Annotated in this window: 23 protein-coding genes and 2 tRNA genes; 10 read left to right on the top strand and 15 right to left on the bottom strand. The window is 62.7% G+C overall.

What is annotated here, in order from left to right:
• Window positions 1-3: 3 nt before the first annotated feature.
• The 4 genes from AXW67_RS12305 (at window position 4) to AXW67_RS12320 (ending at window position 2616) form a co-directional block, all read left to right on the top strand.
• Window positions 4-219, top strand: coding sequence for a hypothetical protein (locus AXW67_RS12305; protein ID WP_063678101.1), 216 nt, complete (start codon window positions 4-6; stop codon window positions 217-219).
• Window positions 219-461 (top strand): hypothetical protein, encoded by a 243-nt coding sequence (locus tag AXW67_RS12310; RefSeq protein ID WP_063678102.1) that lies wholly within the window; start codon window positions 219-221, stop codon window positions 459-461. The genes AXW67_RS12305 and AXW67_RS12310 overlap by 1 nt, the downstream gene beginning before the upstream one ends.
• 140 nt (window positions 462-601) lie before the next feature.
• Complete coding sequence (locus AXW67_RS12315; protein WP_063678103.1) at window positions 602-2284, top strand: autotransporter outer membrane beta-barrel domain-containing protein; 1683 nt, start codon at window positions 602-604, stop codon at window positions 2282-2284.
• An 11-nt stretch (window positions 2285-2295) separates the two neighbouring features.
• A complete protein-coding gene (locus tag AXW67_RS12320) occupies window positions 2296-2616 on the top strand; it encodes a hypothetical protein (protein ID WP_063678104.1) in 321 nt (106 codons plus the stop codon).
• A 239-nt stretch (window positions 2617-2855) separates the two neighbouring features.
• Here the strand turns inward: AXW67_RS12320 and AXW67_RS42700 are convergent, their stop codons facing one another.
• Entirely contained in the window at window positions 2856-3002 is a 147-nt protein-coding gene (locus AXW67_RS42700; RefSeq protein WP_161491250.1) for a hypothetical protein, read from the bottom strand.
• A gap of 525 nt (window positions 3003-3527) precedes the next feature.
• Between AXW67_RS42700 and AXW67_RS12325 the strand changes: the two genes are divergently transcribed.
• From AXW67_RS12325 to AXW67_RS12335, 3 genes are all read left to right on the top strand, one after another.
• Entirely contained in the window at window positions 3528-3845 is a 318-nt protein-coding gene (locus tag AXW67_RS12325; protein ID WP_063678105.1) for a hypothetical protein, read from the top strand.
• Entirely contained in the window at window positions 3842-4108 is a 267-nt protein-coding gene (locus tag AXW67_RS12330) for a hypothetical protein (RefSeq protein ID WP_063678106.1), read from the top strand. Before AXW67_RS12325 ends, AXW67_RS12330 begins: the two co-directional genes overlap by 4 nt.
• 141 nt (window positions 4109-4249) lie before the next feature.
• Window positions 4250-4876 (top strand): hypothetical protein, encoded by a 627-nt coding sequence (locus tag AXW67_RS12335; RefSeq protein WP_063678107.1) that lies wholly within the window; start codon window positions 4250-4252, stop codon window positions 4874-4876.
• A 40-nt stretch (window positions 4877-4916) separates the two neighbouring features.
• On the opposite strand, the gene AXW67_RS12340 is transcribed toward AXW67_RS12335, so the two are convergent.
• The 9 genes from AXW67_RS12340 to AXW67_RS12375 form a co-directional block, all read right to left on the bottom strand.
• Window positions 4917-5318, bottom strand: coding sequence for a hypothetical protein (locus tag AXW67_RS12340; RefSeq protein ID WP_063678108.1), 402 nt, complete (start codon window positions 5316-5318; stop codon window positions 4917-4919).
• Between the two features lie 7 nt (window positions 5319-5325).
• Window positions 5326-5475: a hypothetical protein gene (locus tag AXW67_RS42705; RefSeq protein ID WP_161491251.1), complete on the bottom strand. Its 150-nt coding sequence runs from the start codon at window positions 5473-5475 to the stop codon at window positions 5326-5328.
• Between the two features lie 72 nt (window positions 5476-5547).
• A tRNA-Val gene (locus AXW67_RS12345) sits at window positions 5548-5623 on the bottom strand.
• Window positions 5624-5800: 177 nt separating this feature from the next.
• Window positions 5801-6205: a GFA family protein gene (locus AXW67_RS12350; protein ID WP_063678109.1), complete on the bottom strand. Its 405-nt coding sequence runs from the start codon at window positions 6203-6205 to the stop codon at window positions 5801-5803.
• Window positions 6206-6264: 59 nt separating this feature from the next.
• Window positions 6265-8688 carry an endopeptidase La gene (lon, locus tag AXW67_RS12355; protein WP_027550583.1) on the bottom strand — a complete coding sequence of 808 codons (2424 nt, stop codon included), beginning with the start codon at window positions 8686-8688 and terminating at the stop codon, window positions 6265-6267.
• 324 nt (window positions 8689-9012) lie between these two features.
• Window positions 9013-10284 (bottom strand): ATP-dependent Clp protease ATP-binding subunit ClpX, encoded by a 1272-nt coding sequence (clpX, locus tag AXW67_RS12360; protein ID WP_008547851.1) that lies wholly within the window; start codon window positions 10282-10284, stop codon window positions 9013-9015.
• Between the two features lie 449 nt (window positions 10285-10733).
• Window positions 10734-11369, bottom strand: coding sequence for an ATP-dependent Clp protease proteolytic subunit (locus AXW67_RS12365; protein ID WP_063678110.1), 636 nt, complete (start codon window positions 11367-11369; stop codon window positions 10734-10736).
• A gap of 281 nt (window positions 11370-11650) precedes the next feature.
• Entirely contained in the window at window positions 11651-13012 is a 1362-nt protein-coding gene (tig, locus tag AXW67_RS12370) for a trigger factor (protein WP_063678111.1), read from the bottom strand.
• 181 nt (window positions 13013-13193) lie between these two features.
• Window positions 13194-13278, bottom strand: a tRNA-Leu gene (locus AXW67_RS12375).
• A gap of 154 nt (window positions 13279-13432) precedes the next feature.
• Here AXW67_RS12375 and AXW67_RS12380 point away from each other — a divergent pair.
• On the top strand, window positions 13433-14752 hold the full coding sequence (locus AXW67_RS12380; protein WP_063678112.1) for a multicopper oxidase family protein: 1320 nt from the start codon (window positions 13433-13435) through the stop codon (window positions 14750-14752).
• A 4-nt stretch (window positions 14753-14756) separates the two neighbouring features.
• Here AXW67_RS12380 and AXW67_RS12385 read toward each other — a convergent pair whose 3' ends face one another.
• Window positions 14757-16256, bottom strand: coding sequence for a bifunctional ADP-dependent NAD(P)H-hydrate dehydratase/NAD(P)H-hydrate epimerase (locus AXW67_RS12385; protein ID WP_063678113.1), 1500 nt, complete (start codon window positions 16254-16256; stop codon window positions 14757-14759).
• A 380-nt stretch (window positions 16257-16636) separates the two neighbouring features.
• On the opposite strand from AXW67_RS12385, the gene AXW67_RS12390 reads away from it, so the two are divergent.
• Window positions 16637-16975 carry a P-II family nitrogen regulator gene (locus AXW67_RS12390; protein ID WP_007603495.1) on the top strand — a complete coding sequence of 113 codons (339 nt, stop codon included), beginning with the start codon at window positions 16637-16639 and terminating at the stop codon, window positions 16973-16975.
• Window positions 16976-17126: 151 nt separating this feature from the next.
• The gene (gene glnA / locus AXW67_RS12395) at window positions 17127-18536 is read left to right on the top strand and encodes a type I glutamate--ammonia ligase (RefSeq protein ID WP_063678114.1); all 1410 of its coding nucleotides are present in this window, start codon (window positions 17127-17129) and stop codon (window positions 18534-18536) included.
• A 172-nt stretch (window positions 18537-18708) separates the two neighbouring features.
• Here the strand turns inward: glnA and AXW67_RS12400 are convergent, their stop codons facing one another.
• From AXW67_RS12400 to AXW67_RS12415, 4 genes are all read right to left on the bottom strand, one after another.
• Window positions 18709-19833 carry an asparaginase gene (locus tag AXW67_RS12400; protein WP_082907865.1) on the bottom strand — a complete coding sequence of 375 codons (1125 nt, stop codon included), beginning with the start codon at window positions 19831-19833 and terminating at the stop codon, window positions 18709-18711.
• Between the two features lie 72 nt (window positions 19834-19905).
• Entirely contained in the window at window positions 19906-20667 is a 762-nt protein-coding gene (locus tag AXW67_RS12405) for a slipin family protein (protein WP_063678115.1), read from the bottom strand.
• The gene (locus AXW67_RS12410) at window positions 20664-22064 is read right to left on the bottom strand and encodes an NfeD family protein (protein ID WP_063678116.1); all 1401 of its coding nucleotides are present in this window, start codon (window positions 22062-22064) and stop codon (window positions 20664-20666) included. The genes AXW67_RS12405 and AXW67_RS12410 overlap by 4 nt, the downstream gene beginning before the upstream one ends.
• 148 nt (window positions 22065-22212) lie before the next feature.
• Window positions 22213-23307 carry a dihydrolipoamide acetyltransferase family protein gene (locus AXW67_RS12415; protein ID WP_063678117.1) on the bottom strand — a complete coding sequence of 365 codons (1095 nt, stop codon included), beginning with the start codon at window positions 23305-23307 and terminating at the stop codon, window positions 22213-22215.
• Window positions 23308-23327: the final 20 nt, after the last annotated feature.

Below are 23327 nucleotides of genomic sequence, written 5' to 3' on the forward strand. Positions count from 1 at the left end.
GACATGAGCGGATACAGTGGCAACAGGACGCACGATAACAATGTTTACTCGGCAGAGGTGACGCAGCAGGCGGCATACAAGGCTGCGAGCAGCCAAGCAGCCGTCAAAGCGGCCGACATCGCGTTCCACCGTGCGGTCAAGGCCTCCGCGAAAGCGAACGGCATCGGCTTCGACTGCAATACCCAAGCTCTCGTCGAGCTCGGTACCGGCGGCGTGTGATGAGAGCACTTTTCATCCTACCGCTCCTCCTGTCCGCTGCGCCGGCTGTGGCGCAGGACGTGACACTGACGCTGACGCCGCAAGAGGTGCTTGCGATCATCAGGTCGATGGATCGGCAGCCGATCTCGGAAACGCCTCCGGCCGGCTACTGGAGCGTTCAGGAGAAGATCGTCACCGCGTTGCGAGACCCGCGCGCGCGGGCGGAATTCGACAAGCTGGCCGCGGAGAAGCGGCCGCAGTGATTTGACGACCGAGTGTTCAGTCCCTGCAAGGACAAGACTGATCGGAATGTAAACGCCCCCCATCGTGGACAAGGCAACGAGAAAGGAGGCGGCCCCCCGACGAGGATAAGGCCGAACGTCGAGCTCTAGGATTTGCTTCGATGAAAGGCCGGAATTCTCTGCTTGCAGCAGCATTGCTGTTTGCCGTCACCAATCTTTCGTCCGCTGCCATCGCGCAGCAATTTCAGACCATCCCACCACAAAGCGTCATCGGGCGCCTGGGTAGTAGCTCGGGGCCCGCGAGCGCATTGCCGCTATCCTCGATCTTCTCGACCAGTGTCTTCGACCAGCTCTCGACCACGCCCGGCGCGATTCCGTACCGCGGGCCGGGGAGCTGGACGGCGCTCTCGCCCAGCGTCGGACTGCTCTACAACAACGGCACGACGCCGTCATACCTGAGCTTGCCGCTCGGCCTGACGAACGGAGGCAGCGGGCAGACCACCGCGGCGCTCGCGCGATCGGCCGCTGGCTTCAACATCGAAGGCTACACCGGCCACGGCGACAGCATCTACACGATCCTGTCGACCGATCGCACTGTGGGCCTCACCGCTACCCTCACGGCCGCGCGCATCTGGACACTGCCAGCAGCCAGCTCGGTGAATGCCGGTGCGGAGATCATCGTCGGCGACTTCGCTGGCGGCATCTCCTCGGTCAACACTCTCACCGTCCAGCGCTCCGGCTCCGATACCATCAACGGGGCGAGTTCGACCGTCCTGAACACCGCCTTTGCGCGCGTGGCATTGCGCAGCGATGGCGTGTCGAAATGGTCGACATCGTCGTCAAGCTCCGGATCGACAAATCTCAACATCAAGACGCCGAAGGATTACGGCGCGGCTTGTGACGGTGTTACCGACGATAGCCTTGCAATTCAGGCATGGTTCGATGGCATCCGGAATTATGCCTATGTGGGCTGGGGTGTACCGGGCGCGACCTGCCTCTTCGGCAACAACACAATCTACGGCGGCGGTTTTGCCAGCATGGTGTCTGTGCGCAGCGGCACAATCATCTTTGGCAACTATATGACGCTGAAGTTGAAGAATTCAGCGCAGCAAAATGCAGGTCTGAATTTTTACGACGGTGCTGGACATCCGGATCAGACGAGCGGTGCATCAAACGTCGATATCTACCAACTCATAATTGACGGTAATCGCACGAACCAGACCAACACGCTCGGCAGCGCGGCGCTGATCTATATAGTCAGTTCGACGCGAATAACGCTGCGAGACGTGAGGGCCATAAACGGCCGCACCGATGGCTTCTATGTCGGAGGTGACAGCAGCGGTAACGGCAACACCACATTTTTCCGTCTCGAAAATGTGGAGGCTAATAACAACTATCGGACAGGTCTTTCGCTTGTCGGGGCAACCCGTGGCGTGATCACTGGCAGCCGGTTCAACGCGACCAGCAACACGAACAACGACGGCACGCAATGCGGCGTCGACTTTGAGGCTGACGGCGCAACCACGGCCAACACTTTTATCACCATCGAGAATTCGAGCGCTTTTAATAATGGCGGCACGCTGACGACCTCTGGTGGATCAGGATTCTGTTTCTTTGGTGGGAACAACTCCAACCTCACCGCCGACGGTCTGAGCGCATCGGGCAATCAGAAATATGGCCTGTGGGGTGGCACCCCTGGCGAAGTGACGGTGACGCGCCTTCGCGGCGCGACCAACGGTACTGCCCTGATCAACGGAGCGACCGACTGGCTTCCGGTCAATGTGCAGAAGGGCTCGGCCAATGGCTGCGGCACCGGCTTCTCGTGCGTCGGCGTTCCAAACTGAGGAGAAACTAGATGTTGAATCGCAAGTCACTCGCAGCGCTTCTAATCACCTCCGCTCTCGTGGTCGCCGGCGCCAATGCACAGGTGCCTAACGCCGGCCAGCCCATGGTGCCGAACGGCGGCGGTGGCGGCGGATCGCCCACTGGCGCGGCCGGCGGCGATCTCTCTGGCACCTATCCGAATCCGACGCTGGGCAAGATCGGCGGGCTCGCGGTTGTCGGTCCGACGTCATGGACCCCCACCGATGTGAGCGGTGCAGCCCTTACCCTCACCGCAAATGCAAGCTATGTGCGCCTTGGCAATCTGGTATTTGCCTATGCCTTCATCTCGTAGCCGGCCACTGCCGATGGGTCGGTTGCAAAGATCGGCGGCTTTCCTGTCACCACGGCCAATCAAACATACGCCTCACAATGCACCCTGAGCAGCACCGGCGTTTCAACGCTGACGCATGTGCAAATGCAGGCGAACGCTACAACGGCTCTCTTGCAGACAGCGACGGCAGGCAACATCACCAATGCCAATATGAGCAGCAACTTCGTCTATCTCATGTGCATCTATCCGGCGACGTAGGGCTAACCGCAGGGCGCAAACGCAGCCCAATAGGCACAGACCGTGAGGATGGCGCCGATGAGCATCCCGAACAAAAATTGCTGGTCCCCGCCGATCTTCGGATCGAGCCCGGCCAGTTCTTCTACCCGCTGCTTGATACGCGCCCGCACTTCAGTCCCCCATGCCGCGACGAGTCTGCCGCACGCGGAGTCCGGGTGCTAGAGTCGTGCATGTGCTCGTGCGACGTGTGGATGAAGCGGCCTATCCCGTTGGCGGGACTCGGCTTGCGAGCAGTGTGTTACCCCAGACCGGCGGAGATTCACGGTTTTGTGAATCTGTGCGGACGCGCCGAAGCGCCCCGAGTGGGGGTGGGTTTCTTATGGATTTCTCAACGCAAATCAGATGAGATGCTCGGCGGAGCGTGAGAACTCCCGCCAAAGGCCCTTGCCGGGGCCCGTTTGGCACCAGGGCGTTGGCAGGGCGATCCTTGCCGGGATCGATGTTTGCCAACGATTAGAACGTGCCGATTAGCCGTCGGCGCGAACGGCAGCACTATGCCGGGAGAGCGGCGGCTATACAAGACCCTTCGGGGAAAGGCCGTCGCGCATCGTCTCTGGCGATGTTCTCACCCTCCCGGCGCCAGCGCTGACCGCTGGCACCCGGCCGTGAGAAGCCGGCAAATCCAGAGAACCACCATGTCCAACGTCATCGACTTCCGAAGCGCGTCCGCGCGCCGCGAGACTTGTTTGCCTCCCGAAAATGTCCAGCCGCTCGAGCCCCGTGTGTCCGGCCGCCAGCTGGCTGGCCGCAAGCGCAATCCACTGAGGCACCCTTGCAATAGGGTTTCCAACGCCGTGACGATCGCGGGAAAACTTCAGAGGGGCGAAGCGCTCCGGGCACATCCCTTCCTCGACGACGTCGCCATACTCTGGGAAGGCGTAGAGGCCGCTCGCCTCCTTCTCGCTGAATTATTTGAGCTCGCCGTGAAGCATGGCGGGGAGCAGCAGCAATGAGCAACGCAATACGCTTCCCCGACTCCAACGACCGCGACCGACGAGATGCAGGGGCCTACCGCCAGATGGAGGGCGACCTGCAGGATTTGGTCAGCATGGGCCGCATCGCTGCGCAGCTTGCACAGGAGACCGACGGAGACCCCCCTGTCTGTGAGGCTCGCAACTTGGCGCTATTTGCCGTGTTTCATCTTCAGGAAATGCTTCTCCGCTTTGCGGCGAAATACGAAAACCGTGATTGGTCCGCCGGCGAGGAAGCCTCATGAAGCGCAGACGTAGGTCTAACCGAGCGAAGAACCGACAACGGCTGGCCGCGCATGCCCGCCGGCTGAGGCGGTAAGTACAGGGCCCGCCGGTTTATGCTGGCGGGCCTTGCTACCTTTGATTGGACATGGTTCAAATCGTCTATGCGCAAGCTGATCAAGACAAATTATGCAGGCCTAGACCGGAGCGTTGGCTGGGTCTCTTTTCAGCCGGATGGCTCTATCTCATTCGGCTTGAGTGATCGCACCTACGTCTCGCCGCGCCTTTGCGTCCGCGGGTACATCTGGAACGTCTACAATCGGATCACAACTCAATACGTGGTGCCAAGTGATCCGAGCGCCCTGCTTCCCGTACAGAATCCCCATTTCACCTTCCATCCTGACGTCACGTTTCATCTGAAATCCAACTCGGACAGGAAGGCTGAGAACGAAGCTATTTTTGACGCAATCGTGGATGTGGGAATCGTGCTCAACCAGCAAGGTGAGATGCCTTGGATTCGAGCGACGTCCGCGCCAATCGAAGATCTCAAGCAACCAGGCGCTATTCGCGGCTCTGAAATCGACACGCAGGATCTTGTTTTCAACGTGCCCGCGATCGTCGCCGCTGCCTCGATCACCGTCGAAATCGATTTTGTGCGACCTGAAGCTATCTTGAGCGAACAGCCGTCCCCAAACTCCTGGCAGTATGAATGGCAGAAGGTCGGGCTACGCATCCGCGCGGGCTATTGCGCCCCGCAGATCGCAACGCTGTCGTGGTTTCATTCCGCATAAGCGCGGGACGATGAGGGCGCGGGGCTTCGGTCCCGCGCCTTTATTTGTCAGTGTTCTTTTTCGCGATGTCCACAGCCTGTTTCAGGTCGCTTTGAATTTGGGCCTCTAGCTCTGAACGATCGTCTGGCGCCTTCTCGCCCTTCCAAAAGCGAAACAGGTAGGCCGATGCATAATCGGACGCCGGAATTTCCCAAGATGGCCAATCACGACCGGTTCCCATTCTCGGGGGAAGGGAGATCAGATCGAGGATGTCCTTATCGGTCCAGTCATCGGGAATTGCCGCAGCAACCTCGCTGTGACCGTGATGAACACCCTTGATGTCGTTGTACTTGGTCACCAGGTGCGGTGTCCCGGATGAGTGATTCTCGTCGACAGAAATCGTCGCATCGGTGTTGTACTGCGGAACGTGCAGATCGATCCGCTTGAGATTGTACTTGGCCATTTGCGGCTTACCTCGCAGCTTGGGGCGTGCCGTACATCGACCGGCGCAGCGAAGTGATCTCGGCCAAGATGCTCTGCATCTCGCTCCGGTTTCCTGCCAGCCAAGCGGCGTCGAGAAGACGATCTAGCTCGGCAAGGCGAACAATGAACTTGCTCATGGGTGGTGTCCTCCTGAACACGCCCATGATGCACGATTCGCCCAGGTTGCAGGGAGACGGGACATCTACGGGTGGTGGGCAGTGACGGGCTCGAACCGCCGACATCCTGCGTGTAAAGCAGGCGCTCTACCAACTGAGCTAACCGCCCGGATTTGTTACCCGGCAAGTTACCCGAGAAAGACTTCTCGATGTAACCTATTGATATTACTAGCCTTGACTCTCGGTGTAAACGAGATGCTCTAACCAGCTGAGCTAACCGCCCTCGCCGCCTCTTTAGCCCTACGTGCCCCGAAGGGGCAAGTGCCCAGCCCTAACGAGCTGGACATCAATCCTGCGGCCGCCCGGGCAACCCCGGCACCGCGTCGATCCACACCGCCGCCGACTGGCACCAGATCTGCCGAACGGGCCGTAAGCCGTCGCGCTGGCGGATGCTGCCCCAGCGGATGCCCCAATCGTCGGCCTGGTCGCCCTCACCGCTCGTGAACAGCGGGGACCCGCAGTCGCCGCAAAAGTGCTGGAAACGCATCCGACCATTGTCGCCGCGCTTGCCGTAGACCTTTGGCGTGCCGCCGGTCAGCCGGATCGCCTCCCCTGCGCAGATCGCGGTCACCCGGAACGGCGAGCCGGTCAGGGCCTGGCAGTCCCGGCAATGGCAGACCGAGACGGCCTCGGGGTCGATCTCGGCCTCATAGGTGATCCGGCCGCAATGGCACTGCCCGTCGATCTTCATGGACCCCCCAAAAGCAAAAACGGCGCCCGAAGGCGCCGTTTTATCTCATTTCATCGGATTTAGTGAGCGGTCAGGCCGCCGGCGGCTTCGTCGCCGTCCGGCTTCACCGTCACCTTGGTGTCCTCTTCCCAGACGATCGGCACCGGCTTCTTGACCAGCGCCTTGGCGATGACGTCATCCAGCCGCGAGACCGGGATGATGTCCATGCCGCCCTTGATCGCATCGGAAATCTCCGTGAGATCCTTGGCGTTGTCCTCGGGGATCAGCACCGTCTTGATGCCGCCGCGGGCCGCGGCGAGCAGCTTCTCCTTGAGGCCGCCGATCGGCAGCACGCGGCCGCGCAGCGTGATCTCGCCGGTCATCGCGACATCATGGCGGACCGGGATGCCGGTCATGACCGAGATGATCGCGGTGGCCATCGCCACGCCCGCGGACGGACCGTCCTTCGGCGTCGCGCCTTCCGGCACGTGCACGTGGATGTCGCGCCGATCGAACAGCGGCGGCTCGATGCCGTAGGTGATCGCGCGCGAGCGGACGTAGGACGCCGCCGCCGAGATCGATTCCTTCATCACGTCGCGCAAATTGCCCGTGACCGTCATCTTGCCCTTGCCGGGCATCATGACGCCTTCGATCGTCAGCAGCTCGCCGCCGACGTCGGTCCAGGCAAGGCCGGTGACGATGCCGACCTGCGGCTCGCTCTCGATCTCGCCGAAGCGGTACTTCGGCACGCCGAGCAACTCTTCAAGAGTCTTCTCGGTGACCTTGACCGACTTCTTCTTGGAGATCATCAGCTCCTTCACCGCCTTGCGGGCGAGTGTCGAGAGCTCACGTTCCAAATTACGCACGCCCGCCTCGCGGGTGTAGCGGCGGATCAGAAGCAGCAGCGCGTCGTCATCGATCGAGAACTCCTTCGACTCCAGACCGTGCTTGGACACCGCGTTCGGGATCAGGTGCTTGCGCGCAATCTCGACCTTCTCGTTCTCGGTGTAACCCGCGATCCGGATGATCTCCATGCGGTCCATCAGCGGGCCCGGAATATTGAGCGTATTCGCGGTCGTGATGAACATCACGTTGGACAGATCGTAATCGACCTCGAGGTAGTGATCGTTGAAGGTCGAGTTCTGCTCGGGGTCGAGGACCTCGAGCAGCGCCGAGGACGGATCGCCGCGGAAATCGGCGCCCATCTTGTCGATCTCGTCCAGCAGGAACAGCGGATTGGACGACTTCGCCTTGCGCATCGACTGGATGATCTTGCCGGGCATCGAGCCGATATAGGTGCGGCGGTGACCGCGGATCTCGGCCTCGTCGCGCACGCCGCCGAGCGAGACGCGCACGAATTCGCGCCCCGTCGCCTTCGCGATCGACTTGCCGAGCGAGGTCTTGCCGACACCGGGAGGCCCGACGAGGCACAGGATCGGTCCCGTCAGCTTGTTGGCGCGCGACTGCACCGCCAGATACTCGACGATGCGTTCCTTGACCTTCTCGAGCCCGTAATGGTCGGAGTCGAGGATGGCCTGCGCCGCCTCGAGGTCCTTCTTGACCTTGGACTTCTTGTTCCACGGGATCGAGAGCAGCCAATCCAGATAGTTGCGCACGACGGTCGCTTCCGCGGACATCGGCGACATCTGGCGCAGCTTCTTCAATTCATGCTGCGCCTTCTCGCGCGCTTCCTTGGAGAGCTTGGTCTTGGAGATCTTCTCTTCGAGATCGGCGAGCTCGTCGCGACCGTCGTCGTCGCCGAGTTCCTTCTGGATCGCCTTCATCTGCTCGTTGAGATAATACTCGCGCTGGGTCTTCTCCATCTGGCGCTTGACGCGCGAGCGGATGCGCTTCTCGACCTGCAGCACCGAGATCTCGCTCTCCATCAGGCCCAGCACCTTCTCGAGGCGCTGCGTGACCGACAGCGTTTCCAGGATGCCCTGACGGTCGGCGATCTTGACGGCGAGATGGGACGCGACCGTGTCGGCGAGCTTGGCGAAATCGGTGATCGCCTGCACGACGCCGACGACCTCGGCCGAGATCTTCTTGTTGAGCTTCACATAGCTCTCGAAGTCGGACACGACCGAGCGCGCCAAGGCCTCGGCCTCGACCGACTTCGCATCGGTGTCGGCGAGCGCGATTGCGGTCGCTTCGTAATAGTCGGCACGGTCGGTGTACTTCTGCACGCGCGCGCGCTCGAGCCCTTCGACCAGCACCTTCACGGTGCCGTCGGGAAGCTTCAGGAGCTGCAGCACGCTGGCGAGCGTACCGGTCTCGTAAATCGCACCGGGCGCCGGATCATCGTCGGACGCGTTCTTCTGCGTCGCGAGCATGATCAGGGCATCGTTCTTCATCACCTCTTCGAGCGCGCGGATCGACTTCTCGCGGCCGACGAAGAGCGGCACGATCATGTGCGGGAAGACGACGATATCGCGCAGCGGCAGCACGGGATAAGCATGCGCCTCGCCATGGACGATGGTTGGCCGGGGTTTTGGATTAGTCATGGCCTTTTCCTTTTGCTTTGCCCCCTTGCACGCAGTCCGCCTTGCTTATGCGCAACCGCCACAAGGTGCCGAGGTGATCCGCAAAACCGTTAAGTCCCTAAGCTTGGACCGGCCTTGCCGGATCGAAATGAGGCGAATCTTGAAGAGAATTCCTACTCGCCGCCGACATTAGGTGGCTATCGCCCCGGGGGGTGTCAAGTCATTGAAAAACGCGCGCCATTCGGCGCTTACGCACGCAAGCAAGCGACGCAACATTGGCTGCGGAAACAGGATTCCGCAGCCATCACTTCTAAGGAGACGATTGGAGCGTACCAGCGCCGCAATTTAGGCGCTGGCATTCTCGACGGCGCGATCGGACCGATCGGCGTAGATGTAGAGCGGACGCGCCGTACCTTCCACGACTTCGCGCGAAATCACGACTTCTTCCACACCTTCGAGCCCCGGCAGGTCGAACATGGTCTCGAGCAGGATCGCCTCGAGGATCGAACGCAACCCGCGCGCGCCGGTCTTGCGCTCGATCGCCTTGCGGGCGACCGCGCCAAGCGCCTCGTCGGCGAAGGTCAGCTCGATGTTCTCCATCTCGAACAGCCGCTGGTACTGTTTCACCAGCGCGTTCTTCGGCTCGGTCAGGATCTTCTTCAGCGAGGTCTCGTCCAGGTCCTCCAGCGTCGCCACGACGGGCAGACGGCCGACGAACTCGGGGATGAGGCCGTACTTCAGCAGGTCCTCAGGCTCGACGTGGCGGAAGATCTCGCCGGTCCGGCGGTCCTCCGGCGCGAGCACCTGGGCGCCGAAGCCGATCGAGGTCGACCGGCCGCGCGCCGAGATGATCTTCTCGAGGCCGGCAAAGGCGCCGCCGCAGATGAACAGGATGTTGGTGGTATCCACCTGCAGGAACTCCTGCTGCGGATGCTTGCGGCCGCCCTGCGGCGGGACCGAGGCCACCGTGCCTTCCATGATCTTGAGCAGCGCCTGCTGCACGCCTTCACCCGACACGTCGCGCGTGATCGAGGGGTTGTCGGACTTGCGGCTGATCTTGTCGATTTCGTCGATGTAGACGATGCCGCGCTGGGCGCGCTCGACGTTGTAGTCGGCGGCCTGGAGCAGCTTCAGGATGATGTTCTCGACGTCCTCACCGACATAGCCGGCTTCGGTCAGCGTCGTGGCGTCGGCCATCGTGAAGGGCACGTCCAGGATGCGGGCGAGCGTCTGCGCGAGCAGCGTCTTGCCCGAGCCGGTCGGACCGATCAGCAGGATGTTCGACTTCGCGAGCTCTACGTCGTTGTGCTTGGTCTGGTGGTTGAGGCGCTTGTAGTGATTGTGCACCGCGACCGACAGAACCTTCTTCGCATGGCTCTGGCCGATCACGTAGTCGTCCAGCACCTTGCAGATTTCCTTCGGCGTCGGAATCCCGTCGCGCGACTTCACCAGCGAGGACTTGTTCTCCTCACGGATGATGTCCATGCAGAGCTCAACGCACTCGTCGCAGATGAAGACCGTGGGACCCGCGATCAGTTTGCGGACTTCGTGCTGGCTCTTGCCGCAGAACGAGCAATATAGCGTGTTCTTGGAGTCGCTCGTGCCGACCTTACTCATTCATGTCTCCGTCCGCGGTTCGATCCCGTCCGCTCGATCGCCCCATCCCGACACAGCGGCCGGTACAAGGTTCAAATAGAGCAAATTCCGTACCAAAAAAGACCCTACGCGCTACATCCCGTGCGAATCACGGTCACTCGATTCTCCCGCGATCATAGCCGATCAAGCGTAGCCAACCATGCTGTCACCCGACTATCAAGAATTCGCTAATCGGGGGGTCGCTGGCTACCCGTGACAATACCGTGATTTCACGTCTTGGCACGGAAGAAGTGATCGAAATCGCACGCCCGTTGCTGGATTGCCACGAAAAACAAGCACGAAAGCGGAACTTTCTGCTTGCTGCAGGGCGCAAAAAGCGGTTTTGCGCGCTTGCGAACACGCCCTTAACGTGAACGCGTCCCTGACGATCCCCCGCAATTGCGGGGATCGCTGGTGCAATGGTGGTAATCCTACTGGGCCTTCGCAGTCGCCGGTTCCTCGGCGCGCTTGTCGATGACCTTGTCGACAAGGCCGAAATCCCTGGCGTCGTTGGCGGTCAGGAACTTGTCGCGCTCCAGAGCATCCTCGATCGTCTTGTAGGTCTGACCGGTGTGCTTGACGTAGATTTCGTTGAGCCGCTTCTTCAGGTTCAGGATTTCCTGCGCGTGCAGCATGATGTCGGTGGCCTGGCCCTGGAAGCCGCCGGACGGCTGGTGAACCATGATGCGCGCGTTCGGTAGCGAGAAGCGCATGTCCTTCTCGCCGGCGGCGAGCAGCAGCGAGCCCATCGAAGCGGCCTGACCCGTGCACAGCGTCGAGACCGGCGGGCGGATGAACTGCATGGTGTCGTAGATCGCAAGGCCCGACGTCACCACGCCGCCCGGCGAGTTGATGTACATCGAGATTTCCTTCTTCGGATTTTCCGCCTCAAGGAACAACAGCTGCGCGACGATCAGCGTCGACATGCCGTCCTCGACCGGCCCGGTCACGAAGATGATGCGCTCCTTCAACAGGCGCGAGAAGATGTCGTAGGCGCGCTCGCCACGGTTGGTCTGCTCGACCACCATGGGCACGAGGTTCATGTAGGTTTCAACCGGATCGCGCATGAGTCACCTAGGTTTTTCGGACGCAGACATCGCCAGTCTTGGCTGGATTTGCCGTGAAGGCCGATGGACGTCCCGTGATGCAGGAACTTTAGTAGAAGGAAGACTTGGGTAAAGGGTGTAGCGACAGATATAGCCCAATTCGCGCCAGACAAGTGCGGAGCGAATTAAGGCTTAATCCGTGAGGGAGTTGAAGCTGATTCGCGCAAAGAGGCCCAGCCGGCCACCTGGCTAGCTGGACCTCTTGTACCGATCATCCTTAACAGAAGGCTGTCTCAAAGCCCTCAGGCGGCGGTCTTGTCAGCCTCGTCGTCCTTGTAGAGCTCCTCGCGCGAGACCTTCTTCTCGGTCACGTTGGCGAGTTCGAGGATGAAGTCGACGACCTTGTCCTCATAGATCGGTGCGCGAAGCTGGGCCAGCGCGTTGGCGTTGTTGCGATAAAAGTCCCAGACTTCCTTCTCGCGACCGGGCATCTGGCGCGCACGCTCGATTACGGCGCGGCCTACCTCGTCGTCGGTCACGGTGATCTTGTTCTTCTCGCCGATCTCCGACAGCACGAGGCCGAGACGCACGCGGCGGTCGGCGATCTTGCGGTACTCTTCCTTCGCAGCGTCTTCAGTGGTGTCCTCGTCGGCAAAGGTCTTGCCGGCGGAGTCCATCTCGGCCTTCACCGAGTTCCACATCAGATTGAACTCCTCGTCGACCAGCGAGGGCGGCGCGTCGAAGCGATGCGCCTCATCGAGGCGGTCGAGCAGCGCGCGCTTGACGCGCTGACGCGTCGCAGTCGCGAACTCGGCGGCGAGCCGTTCGCGCGCGGCTTCCTTCAGCTTGTCCAGCGATTCGAGCCCAAGCGTCTTGGCGAATTCGTCGTTGATCGCGACGTCCTGCGGCGCTTCGACCAGCGTTGCGGTGGTCTCGAACTCGGCCGGCTGGCCGGCGAGCTTGTCGTTCATGTAGTTCTTCGGGAACGACACCTTCAGCGTACGGGTCTCGCCCGTGGCGATGCCGATGAGCTGCTCCTCGAAGCCCGGGATGAAGGTGTTGGAGCCGATCACGACCTGGATGCCCTCGCCGGTGCCGCCCTCGAAGGCTTCGCCGTTGATGGTGCCCTTGAAGCTGACGGTGACGCGATCGCCCGACTCGGCGTTCGCGCCCTCGGCCTTCGCGGCGTAGCCACGGTTGGAATCGGCGATGCGCTTGATCGCCTCGTCGACGTCAGCGTCGGAGACATCGGCGACGGGCTTCTCGACCTGGAAGCTCTTGAAGTCGGCGAGCGCAATCGCCGGCACCACTTCGATCGCGACCGTGTAGGTCAGGTCGGTCTTGCCGGAGAGCAGCTCCTCGACCGCGGCCTGCTCGGTCGGCATCGTGATCTTCGGCTCGGTCGCGAGGCGGAAGCCGCGCTCGGAGAAGATCTGCGTGTTGGTGTCGCGGATGGTCTGGTCGATGGTCTCGGCCATCACCGAACGGCCGTAGACCTTCTTGAGGTGAGCGACCGGCACCTTGCCGGGACGGAAGCCGTTGATGCGGACCTTGTCCTTGAGATCGACGAGCTTGGCACCGGCCTTGGCGTCGAGATCAGACGCGGGAACGCTGATCTTGAACTCGTGCTTCAATCCTTCCGAGAGGGTCTCTGTGACCTGCATGGCGTCCAATCTTCTTCTCGTTCGGTCCCGGCGCGCATTGCGTCGGGACGTTGTCATTAATCGATCCGGCGCGAAGGCTAACGCCTTCCGCCGGTGGTTTATCGGACCCGGCTCCTCGGGGGCAAACGCCGCGAGGAGACAGCTCCATCAGTAATCCGTGCAAACGCTTGGATAGAGCGCTTGGTGCGGGCGGAGGGACTCGAACCCCCACAACTTTCGTCACTGGAACCTAAATCCAGCGCGTCTACCAGTTCCGCCACGCCCGCGTGAATTTGCATCAAGACCGGCCGCGATGCCGCGGGCGGCCGGGCTTATAGCATGTGCCCGACTGTTCGCAGCAAAAAAATGGCCGTGCGGAGGCACGCTTTAAGTAGGCACGGCGGCTGGACTTATCCAGCGCGGCATGGTCCGCATCGGCCCATGACAACGCGGATTATACACCCGACGCGACGTGCGGTGTTGGCCGGCCTCGGGGCCTCGGCCGCGGGCCTGGCGCTGGGCGGCGCGGCGTCGCCGGCGATGGCCAGCCTCACCCTCCAGGCACGCCCCGCGACGCTGGCGTTGCGGCCCGGACAGCCGGCTACACCGGTCTGGGAGCTGGCGGCGCTAAATCCTGCCGTCGACGTCCGTCTCAAGCGCGGCGACCGCTGCGAGGTGTCGCTCCGGAACGACCTGCCCGTCCCGGTTGCCCCGGTCTGGTACGGGCTGGATGGGCAGAGTGCAGCCGAACCGCTGCTCGGCCGCTCGGCCGTCACCTCAGGGGGGACGGAAACCTCAATTTTTTCAATGCCTCACGCTGGGACCCTGATGGCGGACCTTCGCCTGCTCGACGATGGCATGAAGCAGCCGGTCCGGCCGCTTCCCATCATTGTTCAGGAGGCCGAGCCGCCTGTGGCCGACCGTGACGAGCTGTTTCTGGTCGAAGATTGGCGACTCGCCGCAGACGGCGCCGCGATCGTCCCCGGGGCTACCGGCGGCGAGATCGCGCCGATCTTCACCGTCAATGGCAAGATCGCACCGGACTTCACCCTCCGTGCGAACGAGCGGCTGAGGCTGCGCGTGATCAATGGCTGCCAACGCGCTGTCATTGCGGTCAAATTCGATGGCGTTGAAGTTCTGGTCATGGCCCTGGACGGCCAGGCGGCCGAACCCTTCACGGCCCGCAACGGCGCCCTGGTGCTCGCACCGGGCAGCCGGGCCGATGTCTTCCTCGACGGCACCGCGGCGCCCGGCTCTGCCACGCCGATCCTGCTGCACGACGGCAAGGAGGCCCGTCCGGTCGCCCGCGTCCTGACCTCGGCCGAACCGCCGCTCCGCGCGAGCCGCTTGGCACCCCCGGCCCCGCTGCCCTCCAACGGCCTTCCCGCCAATCTCGACCTCAAGGGCGCCCTGCGGTTCGATGTCGCGCTCAGCGCGGCAGAGGCCGGCTGGAGTCGTTCGTCGAGCTTCGCCGCCTCATCCGCCCCCGCCTTCCGTGCCAAGGCCGGCCGCACCGTCGTGCTGGCCTTGAAGAACCCGACCGCCATTGCCACCGTCTTCCACCTACACGGCCACCACTTCCGCCTGCTCGATCGCTTCGACGACGGCTGGAAGCCCTACTGGCTCGATACGCTCGCGATCGAACCCGGCCAGACCCAGCGCATCGCGTTCGCAACCAGCGCGCCCGGCCGCTGGCTGATCGAGTCTATCGCCACCGACTGGGCCGCGCCGCGCCTGGTGCGCTGGTACGCGGTGGAGTGAAGGCTCAGTACTCCACCCCCAGCGCGTTATAGATCCGCCGGTGCACGGCCGGCAGCGTCTCGGTCAGGTCTTCCGCGATCAGCCCGGGGCCGGCTTCGCCGGCCGCCTCGCCATGCATCCACACGCCCATGCTGGCGGCTTCGAATGCCGGCACACCCTGGGCAAGGAGCCCGGCAATAATACCGGAGAGCACATCGCCGGCCCCCGCAGTGGCGAGCCATGGCGGCGCGTTGGCAGCGATGGTGGCGCGGCCGTCGGGCGCGGCAATCGTGGTGTCCGGCCCCTTCAGCAGCACGACCGCCCCGGAGCGCTCGGCGGCGGCGCGCACGCGCTCGAGTTTTGAACGGCCCGGACGCTTGTTGCTGAGGTCGGAGAACAGACGCGGAAACTCGCCCTCGTGGGGCGTCAGCACCACCGCCGTGTCCCGCGAGGACTTGATCGATTCAAACAACCGCTCGGGGTTTGTGGCAAAGCTCGTCAGCGCATCGGCGTCCAGCACCAGATGCCGCTGCGCCGAGAGCGCGCTGTGGACGAAGTCGCAGGTGCGCTCGCCGATGCCCGCGCCGGGGCCGATCATGCAGGTGTTGTAGCGCTTGTCGCCGAGCAGCTCGGCGAATTCGACCGCGGTGTCGACGGGGCGGACCATCACCGCGGTGAGCGCGGCGGCATTGATCGCGAGCGCATCGCGCGGGGTGGCCAGCGTGACGAGCCCTGCGCCGGCGCGCAGCGCCCCGCGCGCGGCGAGCCGCGCCGCACCGGTGGCGGCCGCGTCACCCGACACCGCCAGCACGTGCCCTCGCGCGTATTTGTGGCCGTCGATGCGCGGCACCGGAAAGGCCGCCCCCCAAAAATCCGGATCGTTCTCGAATATCTGCGGCCGGATCTCGTCGAGCACCTGCGCGTCGATGCCGATGTCGACCACGCGCACGTGGCCGCAATGCACGCGGCCCGGCAAGAGCAGATGCGCCGGCTTCTTGCGGAAAAAGGTGACGGTCTCGGTGGCGTTCACGGCAACGCCCATCACGCCCGCACTGGTGCCGTTGATGCCGCTCGGCAGATCGACCGCCAGCACCGGCGCACCATTGGCGTTGATCGCCGCGATCATCTCGTGCGCCTCGCCATCGATGGTGCGGCTTAACCCCGCACCGAACAGCGCATCGATGATCAACGCCGGCCTGCCGATCGCCTGCGGATTGAACGGAAGCACCGGATGCTTCCAGCCGCGAGCGGCGGAGGCGGCATCGCCCTGGAGCTGATCGCGCTCGCACATCAGGATCACCGAAACCTCGCGGCCCTGGGCGGCGAGCTCGGCGGCCGCGACAAAACCGTCGCCGCCATTGTTGCCGGGCCCGGCGACGACCAGGATCGTCCCCTCCTCAACCAGCGCCTGAGCCGCCTCGGCTACCGCCTGGCCTGCGCTCAGCATCAGCTTGAAGCCGGGAGTGCCGGCCGCGATGCTGAGCTGGTCGGCCCGCTGCATTTCAGCGTTGGTCAGAACTTCCATGCCACTTCCCTGGTACAAACGCCTCTTCAACAGGCATTTTCCGTGCCGAAGCGAAACCTGAAACGGGCATCTGCACAGAGTTTGAACCGTTTGCCTATTTCGTAGTCTTCGCTATTTTGAGCCGGTCGGCACCACCTATCAGAGATGCTCGTTAAAAGGCTGATAACGCTCCAATAATCAGGGGATCTGCAACTTGGCATAGACCCTGCTTCCGAGGAAGCCGCTTCGGCCCGTCGTGCTCCCTGGAATATAATCTAAGGTGTGGCCGGCCGCTTGTCGGGCTAGTCAGGCGACCCGGGACAGCGAAGACAGTCCATGCGTGAGAAAAGCGCATCCTGACGAAGACGTTGCTAATTGATCGAAAGGCCGGGAGGCGCGCAGTGAAGAAAATCGAAGCCATCATCAAGCCGTTCAAGCTCGACGAGGTGAAGGAAGCGCTCCAGGAAGTCGGCCTTCAAGGCATCACCGTCACCGAGGCCAAGGGCTTTGGACGTCAAAAGGGTCATGCCGAGCTTTACCGCGGCGCAGAATACATCGTCGACTTCCTGCCCAAGGTGAAGATCGAGATCGTGATCGGCGACGACCTGGTCGAGCGCGCGATCGACGCGATCCGCCGCGCCGCCCAAACCGGGCGCATCGGCGACGGCAAGATCTTCGTCTCCAATATCGAAGAGGCGATCCGCATTCGAACCGGCGAATCCGGGCTGGACGCTATTTGAGGCGGGTGCTATCCCGCATTCTGCGACGTTCCAACAAGAAATAAGGCTGCTTCGGCGGCCCGATTTCGTTTGTGCAATCGCGCAGGTCAAAGAGCGCGGACACGGTCGCTCGTAGTCTGGAAACCGACCCGCAGAGCCAAAAGGGGTATGCATGAAGACCGCCAAAGACGTCCTGAAATCGATCAAGGACAACGACGTCAAATACGTCGACCTGCGCTTCACCGATCCGCGCGGCAAGTGGCAGCATGTGACGTTCGACGTCAGCATGATCGATGAAGACATTTTCGCCGAAGGGACGATGTTCGACGGCTCCTCGATCGCCGGCTGGAAGGCGATCAACGAGTCCGACATGTGCCTGATGCCCGATCCCGTGACCGCGACGATCGACCCGTTCTTCGCCGAGACCACCATGGTCATCACCTGCGACGTGCTCGAGCCGACCACCGGCGAGCCCTACAATCGCGACCCCCGCGGCATCGCCAAGAAGGCCGAGGCGATGGTGAAGTCGATGGGCGTGGGCGACACCGTGTTCGTCGGTCCCGAAGCCGAGTTCTTCGTGTTCGACGACGTGCGCTTCTCCTCCGGCCCCTACAACACCGGTTTCCGTCTCGACTCCTCCGAGCTGCCGACCAACTCCGACACCGAATATGAAGGCGGCAATCTCGGCCACCGCGTCCGCACCAAGGGCGGCTACTTCCCGGTGCCGCCGCAGGACTCCGTGCAGGACATGCGTTCCGAAATGCTCGGCGCCATGGCCAAGATGGGCGTCAAGGTCGAGAAGCATCACCACGAGGTCGCTTCCGCCCAGCACGAGCTCGGCATGAAGTTCGACACCCTGACGCTGATGGCCGACCACCTGCAGATCTACAAGTACTGCATCCACCAGGTCGCCCACATCTACGGCAAGACCGCCACCTTCATGCCGAAGCCGGTCTATGGCGACAACGGCTCGGGCATGCACGTCCATCAGTCGATCTGGAAGGACGGCAAGCCGGTGTTCGCCGGCAACAAGTATGCCGACCTGTCGGAAACCTGCCTCAACTACATCGGCGGCATCATCAAGCATGCCAAGGCGATCAACGCCTTCACCAACCCGACGACCAACTCCTACAAACGTCTGGTCCCGGGCTATGAGGCTCCGGTGCTGCTCGCCTACTCCGCGCGCAACCGCTCGGCCTCGTGCCGCATCCCCTACACCGCTTCGCCGAAGGCCAAGCGCGTCGAGGTGCGCTTCCCCGATCCGCTCGCCAATCCCTATCTCGGCTTCGCCGCGATGCTGATGGCCGGCCTCGACGGCATCAAGAACAAGATCGATCCGGGTCCGGCGATGGACAAGGACCTCTACGATCTGCCGAAGGAAGAGCTGAAGCAGATCCCGACCGTGTGCGGCTCGCTGCGCGAGGCGCTGGAAAACCTCGACAAGGACCGCGCCTTCCTGAAGGCCGGCGGCGTGTTCGACGACGACTTCATCGACAGCTACATCGAGCTGAAGATGACCGAAGTCGAGCGCTTCGAAATGACCCCGCACCCGGTCGAGTTCGACATGTACTATTCGGGCTGATCGGCTCGCATAGGATACCGGAAGCAAAAGGCGCCCCGCGAGGGGCGCCTTTTCGTTTTGAGAGCCGTAGGATGGGTAGAGCCCTTGCGAAACCCATCATCTCACCCTGGAAGGACGATGGGTTTCGCTGCGCTCTACCCATCCTACGCACTGGGTCCGCGCGACAGCTCGCCTACCAAGTCGCCGTGAAGGCTCGCTGCAGCTCGGCCGGAGCGGTCACGCCGCTCGCGATCAGCAATTGGGTGAGAACGCGCGCCTTCTGGGGGTTGAGGTCCTCGGACACGACGAAGCCATTCTTGTCATCGTCAACCTCGACATTTCGGGTGACGAAGCCGGACCGGACCCGCGTGGAACGGACGATCATGATCCCCTTCTTCGCCGCCTGTTCGAGCGCATCGAGCGCCTGCTTCGAGCTGTTACCATCGCCGACGCCGGCCAGCACGATGCCTTTTGCGCCGTGAGAGATGGCGTCCTCGATCGGAACGGCGTCCATGTTGGCATGCGAGTAGACGATCTCGACGCGGGGCAATTGCTCGCCCGGCGGGAGCTGATAGGTCGTGCGCTTGAAACCGGGCGCCTGCGCCATGAAACGAATGCCGCCGGCCGTGTCGACATAGCCGATCGGCCCGTCATTGGGTGAATTGAACGTCTCGATGCTCGTGGTGTTGGTCTTGGTCACCGAGCGAGCGCCCTGAATCTTGTCGTTCAACACGGCCATGACCCCACGCCCGCGGGCGCGGGGATCGGCCGCCACCTGAACCGCTTCGTAGAGATTGCCGGGACCGTCTGCGCTGACCGCCGTGGCCGGACGCATCGAGCCGACGATGACCACCGGCTTGTCGCCGCGAACCACGTTATCCAGAAAAAACGCGGTCTCTTCGAGCGTGTCCGTGCCGTGGGTAATCACGATTCCATCGGCTTCGTTCTTGTCGAAGGCGTCCTGGATGCGACGGGCCAGCGCAAACCAGACCTTGTCGTTCATGTCCTGGGATCCGATCGACGAAATCTGTTCGGCGTTCAGCTTCGCCAGCTTGTCCAGACCCGGGACGGACTGGACCAGTTGGTCGCCCGTGATCTGGCCGGACTTGTACGCACCCGTCGCACGTGGGTCGGCCTGACCTGCGATCGTTCCTCCTGTCGCAAGCACGAGAATGCGCGGCAAGCTGCCGGTCGTCGCCGGCTCCGCGGCCTGCACACCGATTCCCCCTGACCAGAGTGCGAAGGCGACCAGCGGGACCGAGAGCATCAATGTGCGATTCTGGCGGCGGCTGGTTGGTCTGTCGGTATGCTTCGTCATCGAATTTTCCTCCCGTTTAAGTTGGGATCAATATTCGACACGCCCATTTGGGCCGAAGATGGGTCATCCTGCCTATGGATTGTCGCGCCGCGGCGTAAAATGGTCGAGCAGGCCCGTCGGTAGCGGAAACACGATGGTCGACGACCGTTCACCGGCGATGTCGTGCAGAGCCGCGAAGTAGCGTAGCTGCATCGCCTGCGGCTCCTGCGCGAGGATCCGGCCGGCCTCGACGAGCTTTTCGGCAGCCTGCTGCTCGCCCATCGCATTGATCACCTTGGCCCGCCGCAGCCGCTCCGCCTCGGCCTGTTTGGCAATCGCGCGCACCATGGTTTCGTTGATATCGACGTCCTTGATCTCTATGCCGGTGACCTTGATGCCCCAGATGTCGGTTTGCTTGTCGAGGATCTCCTGGATGTCGGCGTTCAGCCTGTCGCGTTCGGCAAGCATCTCGTCGAGCTCGTGCTTGCCCAGCACCGAGCGCAACGTGGTCTGGGCGAGCTGGCTGGTCGCGGCCATGTAATCGCCGACCTTGATGATGGCCCGCTCGGGATCGACGATGCGGAAGTACAGAACGGCGTTGACCTTGACGGACACGTTGTCCCGCGAAATCACGTCCTGGGGCGGCACGACCTGCACCATCACCCGTAGATCGACCTTTACGAGCTGCTGCACGACCGGAATGAGAAGGATGAGGCCGGGGCCCTTCACGCCAGTGAAGCGGCCGAGTGTAAAGACGACGCCACGCTCGTATTCGCGCAAGATTCGAATGGCTTGGGATAGAAATATGATGACAAGCAGCGCAAGCGCCGCATAGGTCAGATATTCCAGCATCATGATGTACCTCCCTCGCCGGTGCGGGCCGGCGCACGCCGTATCAGCAGCGTCAGCTCGACGACGCTCGCGACTTCGACCGTCTCTCCGGGCTTGAACGTTTCGGCGCCGCGCGCCTGCCAGCGCTCACCGTGGGTAAAGACGTGACCTTCGTTCCCGTTCCAGTCGAGCACCTTGGCGGGCAAGCCTCGCATGGCCTGCGCGCCGACCCGTTCAGGAGCCTTGCGGATGCGCCGAAGCGAACCAAGCACGACGAGAGCAAAGCCGATGAACACAGCCGCAGTAACGCCGATCACCCACCACGACAGGTGGTAGCCGGGCGCCTCAACCCTGAAAAGCATCAGTGCGCCCAACACGAAAGCGATGATCCCCCCGAGACCGATCACCACGGTCGGATTGAACGCTTCGATGGTGAGAAGCACGATACCGATCAACATCAGCGCGAGGCCCGCATAGTTGATCGGCAGCAAGTTGAGCGCATAGAGGCCAATCATCAGGCAGATCGCGCCCACGACGCCCGGGGCGACCGCACCGGGAGACATGAACTCGAAGATCAGGCCGTAGATGCCGACCATCAGGAGAATGAACGCCACGTTCGGATCGGTGATGACCGCCAGGAAGCGGGATATCCATCCGGGGTCGATGACCTCAACGACCGCGTCCTTCGTCGCGAGGCGTTGCGTCTTGCCGCCTGCGACCTCGACCACGCGGCCATCCAGCTGCCTCAGCAAGTCAGCCTGATCGCGCGCGACGAGATCGATGGCATGGGCCTCTAGCGCCCCGTTGGCAGAGAGGGTCGCAGCCTCACGGACCGCCTTCTCCGCCCACTCCGCATTCCGGTTGCGCAGCTCTGCAAGGCTGCGGATGAAGGCAACCGCATCGTTGGTCGCCTTGGCCGTCATCGCATCCTTCGGCTCGCTTTTTTGATCACCGTCCTTCCTGTCCTTGGCGCCCTTCTCCGGTTCTCCGCTCGGCAGCCCCGGCAGCGGCCCGCCAATCTGCACCGGCGTCGCGGCACCGATATTGGTGCCTGGCGCCATCACTGCGATGTGGGTCGCATAAAGGATATAGGTGCCCGCGCTCGCCGCGTGGGCGCCGGAGGGAGCGACGTAGCCGATGACAGGGACGGGCGAGGCAAGCACATCCGCGATGATCTCGCGCATGCTGGAATTGAGACCGCCGGGCGTGTTCATTCTCAGAAGCACGATCTCGGCGTGCCGCTCACTTGCCTTGGCCAAGGCCTCCTTCACGTAGCTGGCCGATGCCGGACCAATGGCTCCGTCGATCGTGACAGTCAGTGCAAGACGGCCACCGCTCTCCTCCGCTGAGCCGGGAAGGAGGCAGAAGATCAAAGCCACGACGCCAATCGCCGCAACGAGGGTCGCCTTCATGGTCTGCACGGCAGGGGCTCCCTTGCCGAAGATATGGCGCTCCGTTCCGGAACCTCAATGCCAGGACAGCCACAAAGGGAATCATGGGCTTCGTTGTGCGATGCGATGAATGGAGGCGACCGAAGGGCGTTTGATGCGAGCGCGCCGCAGACAGCATTCACGACATCTTCTCAAGATCGGATTTGAGTGCGACCAAGAAGCGGGCAGCTTCACCGCCCGTCACGACGCGATGGTCAAAGGTGAGCGACAGCGGCAGCATGCGTCTTACGGCAGGCTGTCCCCGATGCGGGACGACGCCGGGCGAAATCCGTCCGGCACCAATGATGGCCGTCTGGGGCGGCACCACGATCAGATTTGCGAACCGGCCGCCGATCATCCCGAAGTTCGATAGGGTAATCGTCGCGCCACGCAACTCTTCAGGCGGTATCGAGCGCGCGATCGCGTCGGCCCGCAGCCGGTCAAGTCCCATCCGCAAATCCGACACGTTGCGCTCCGCGACATTGCGCAACACAGGAACAATCAGGCCGCCTTCGGTATCCACGGCAATGCCGAGATCGACACGCGCCATGAGGCGCCGTTCTCCTGCGCCGGGATTGTACCAGGCATTGAGCGCGGGCTCTGCCGTGCAGGCGGCAGCAATGGCCCGCACCAGACGGATCGTCACGTCCTCGCCCGTCGGCCAATCGTCGATGTCGGCTTCATCGGTCACCGAGGCGGGAACAACTTGCGCATGGGCTGTTGCCATGCGCTGGGCCATGGCACGCCGCGTGCCTCGCAGGGGCTCGGCGCAGCCGGCTTGGGACACAATCTTTGCAGCCCGCTCGACATCGGCCCGCGTGACGGTGCCGCCAGGTCCCGTGGGCACCACGCTCTCAAGATCGACGTCGAGCTTGCGCGCGAGTGCACGGACAGCCGGAAACACCTGCGGTCCAGTCGGGGGCTCGGAAGGCGTCCCTGGAGCAGGCCGATGTTCGCCGCCGCCGAGATCGCCAACGATGGTGCCGGTGTCCTGTTCGGCGCCCTCGGCAAATTCGACGAGCGGCGCGCCGACCTTGACGATATCGCCCTTGGCGCCAAACACGCGCGCGATGCGCCCGCTCGACGGAGACGGTATCTCAACCACCGCCTTGTCGGTCTCGACGGAAACGAGCGGTTGATCGGTGACGACGTGATCGCCCTCGCCAACGTACCAGCTCACGATCTCCGCCTCCTCGAGGCCTTCTCCGAGATCCGGCAACGTGAACTGGCGCATGGGCCCAAGTCCGATAAAAT

This window comes from Bradyrhizobium neotropicale (assembly GCF_001641695.1).
Taxonomy (GTDB): Bacteria; Pseudomonadota; Alphaproteobacteria; order Rhizobiales; family Xanthobacteraceae; genus Bradyrhizobium; species Bradyrhizobium neotropicale.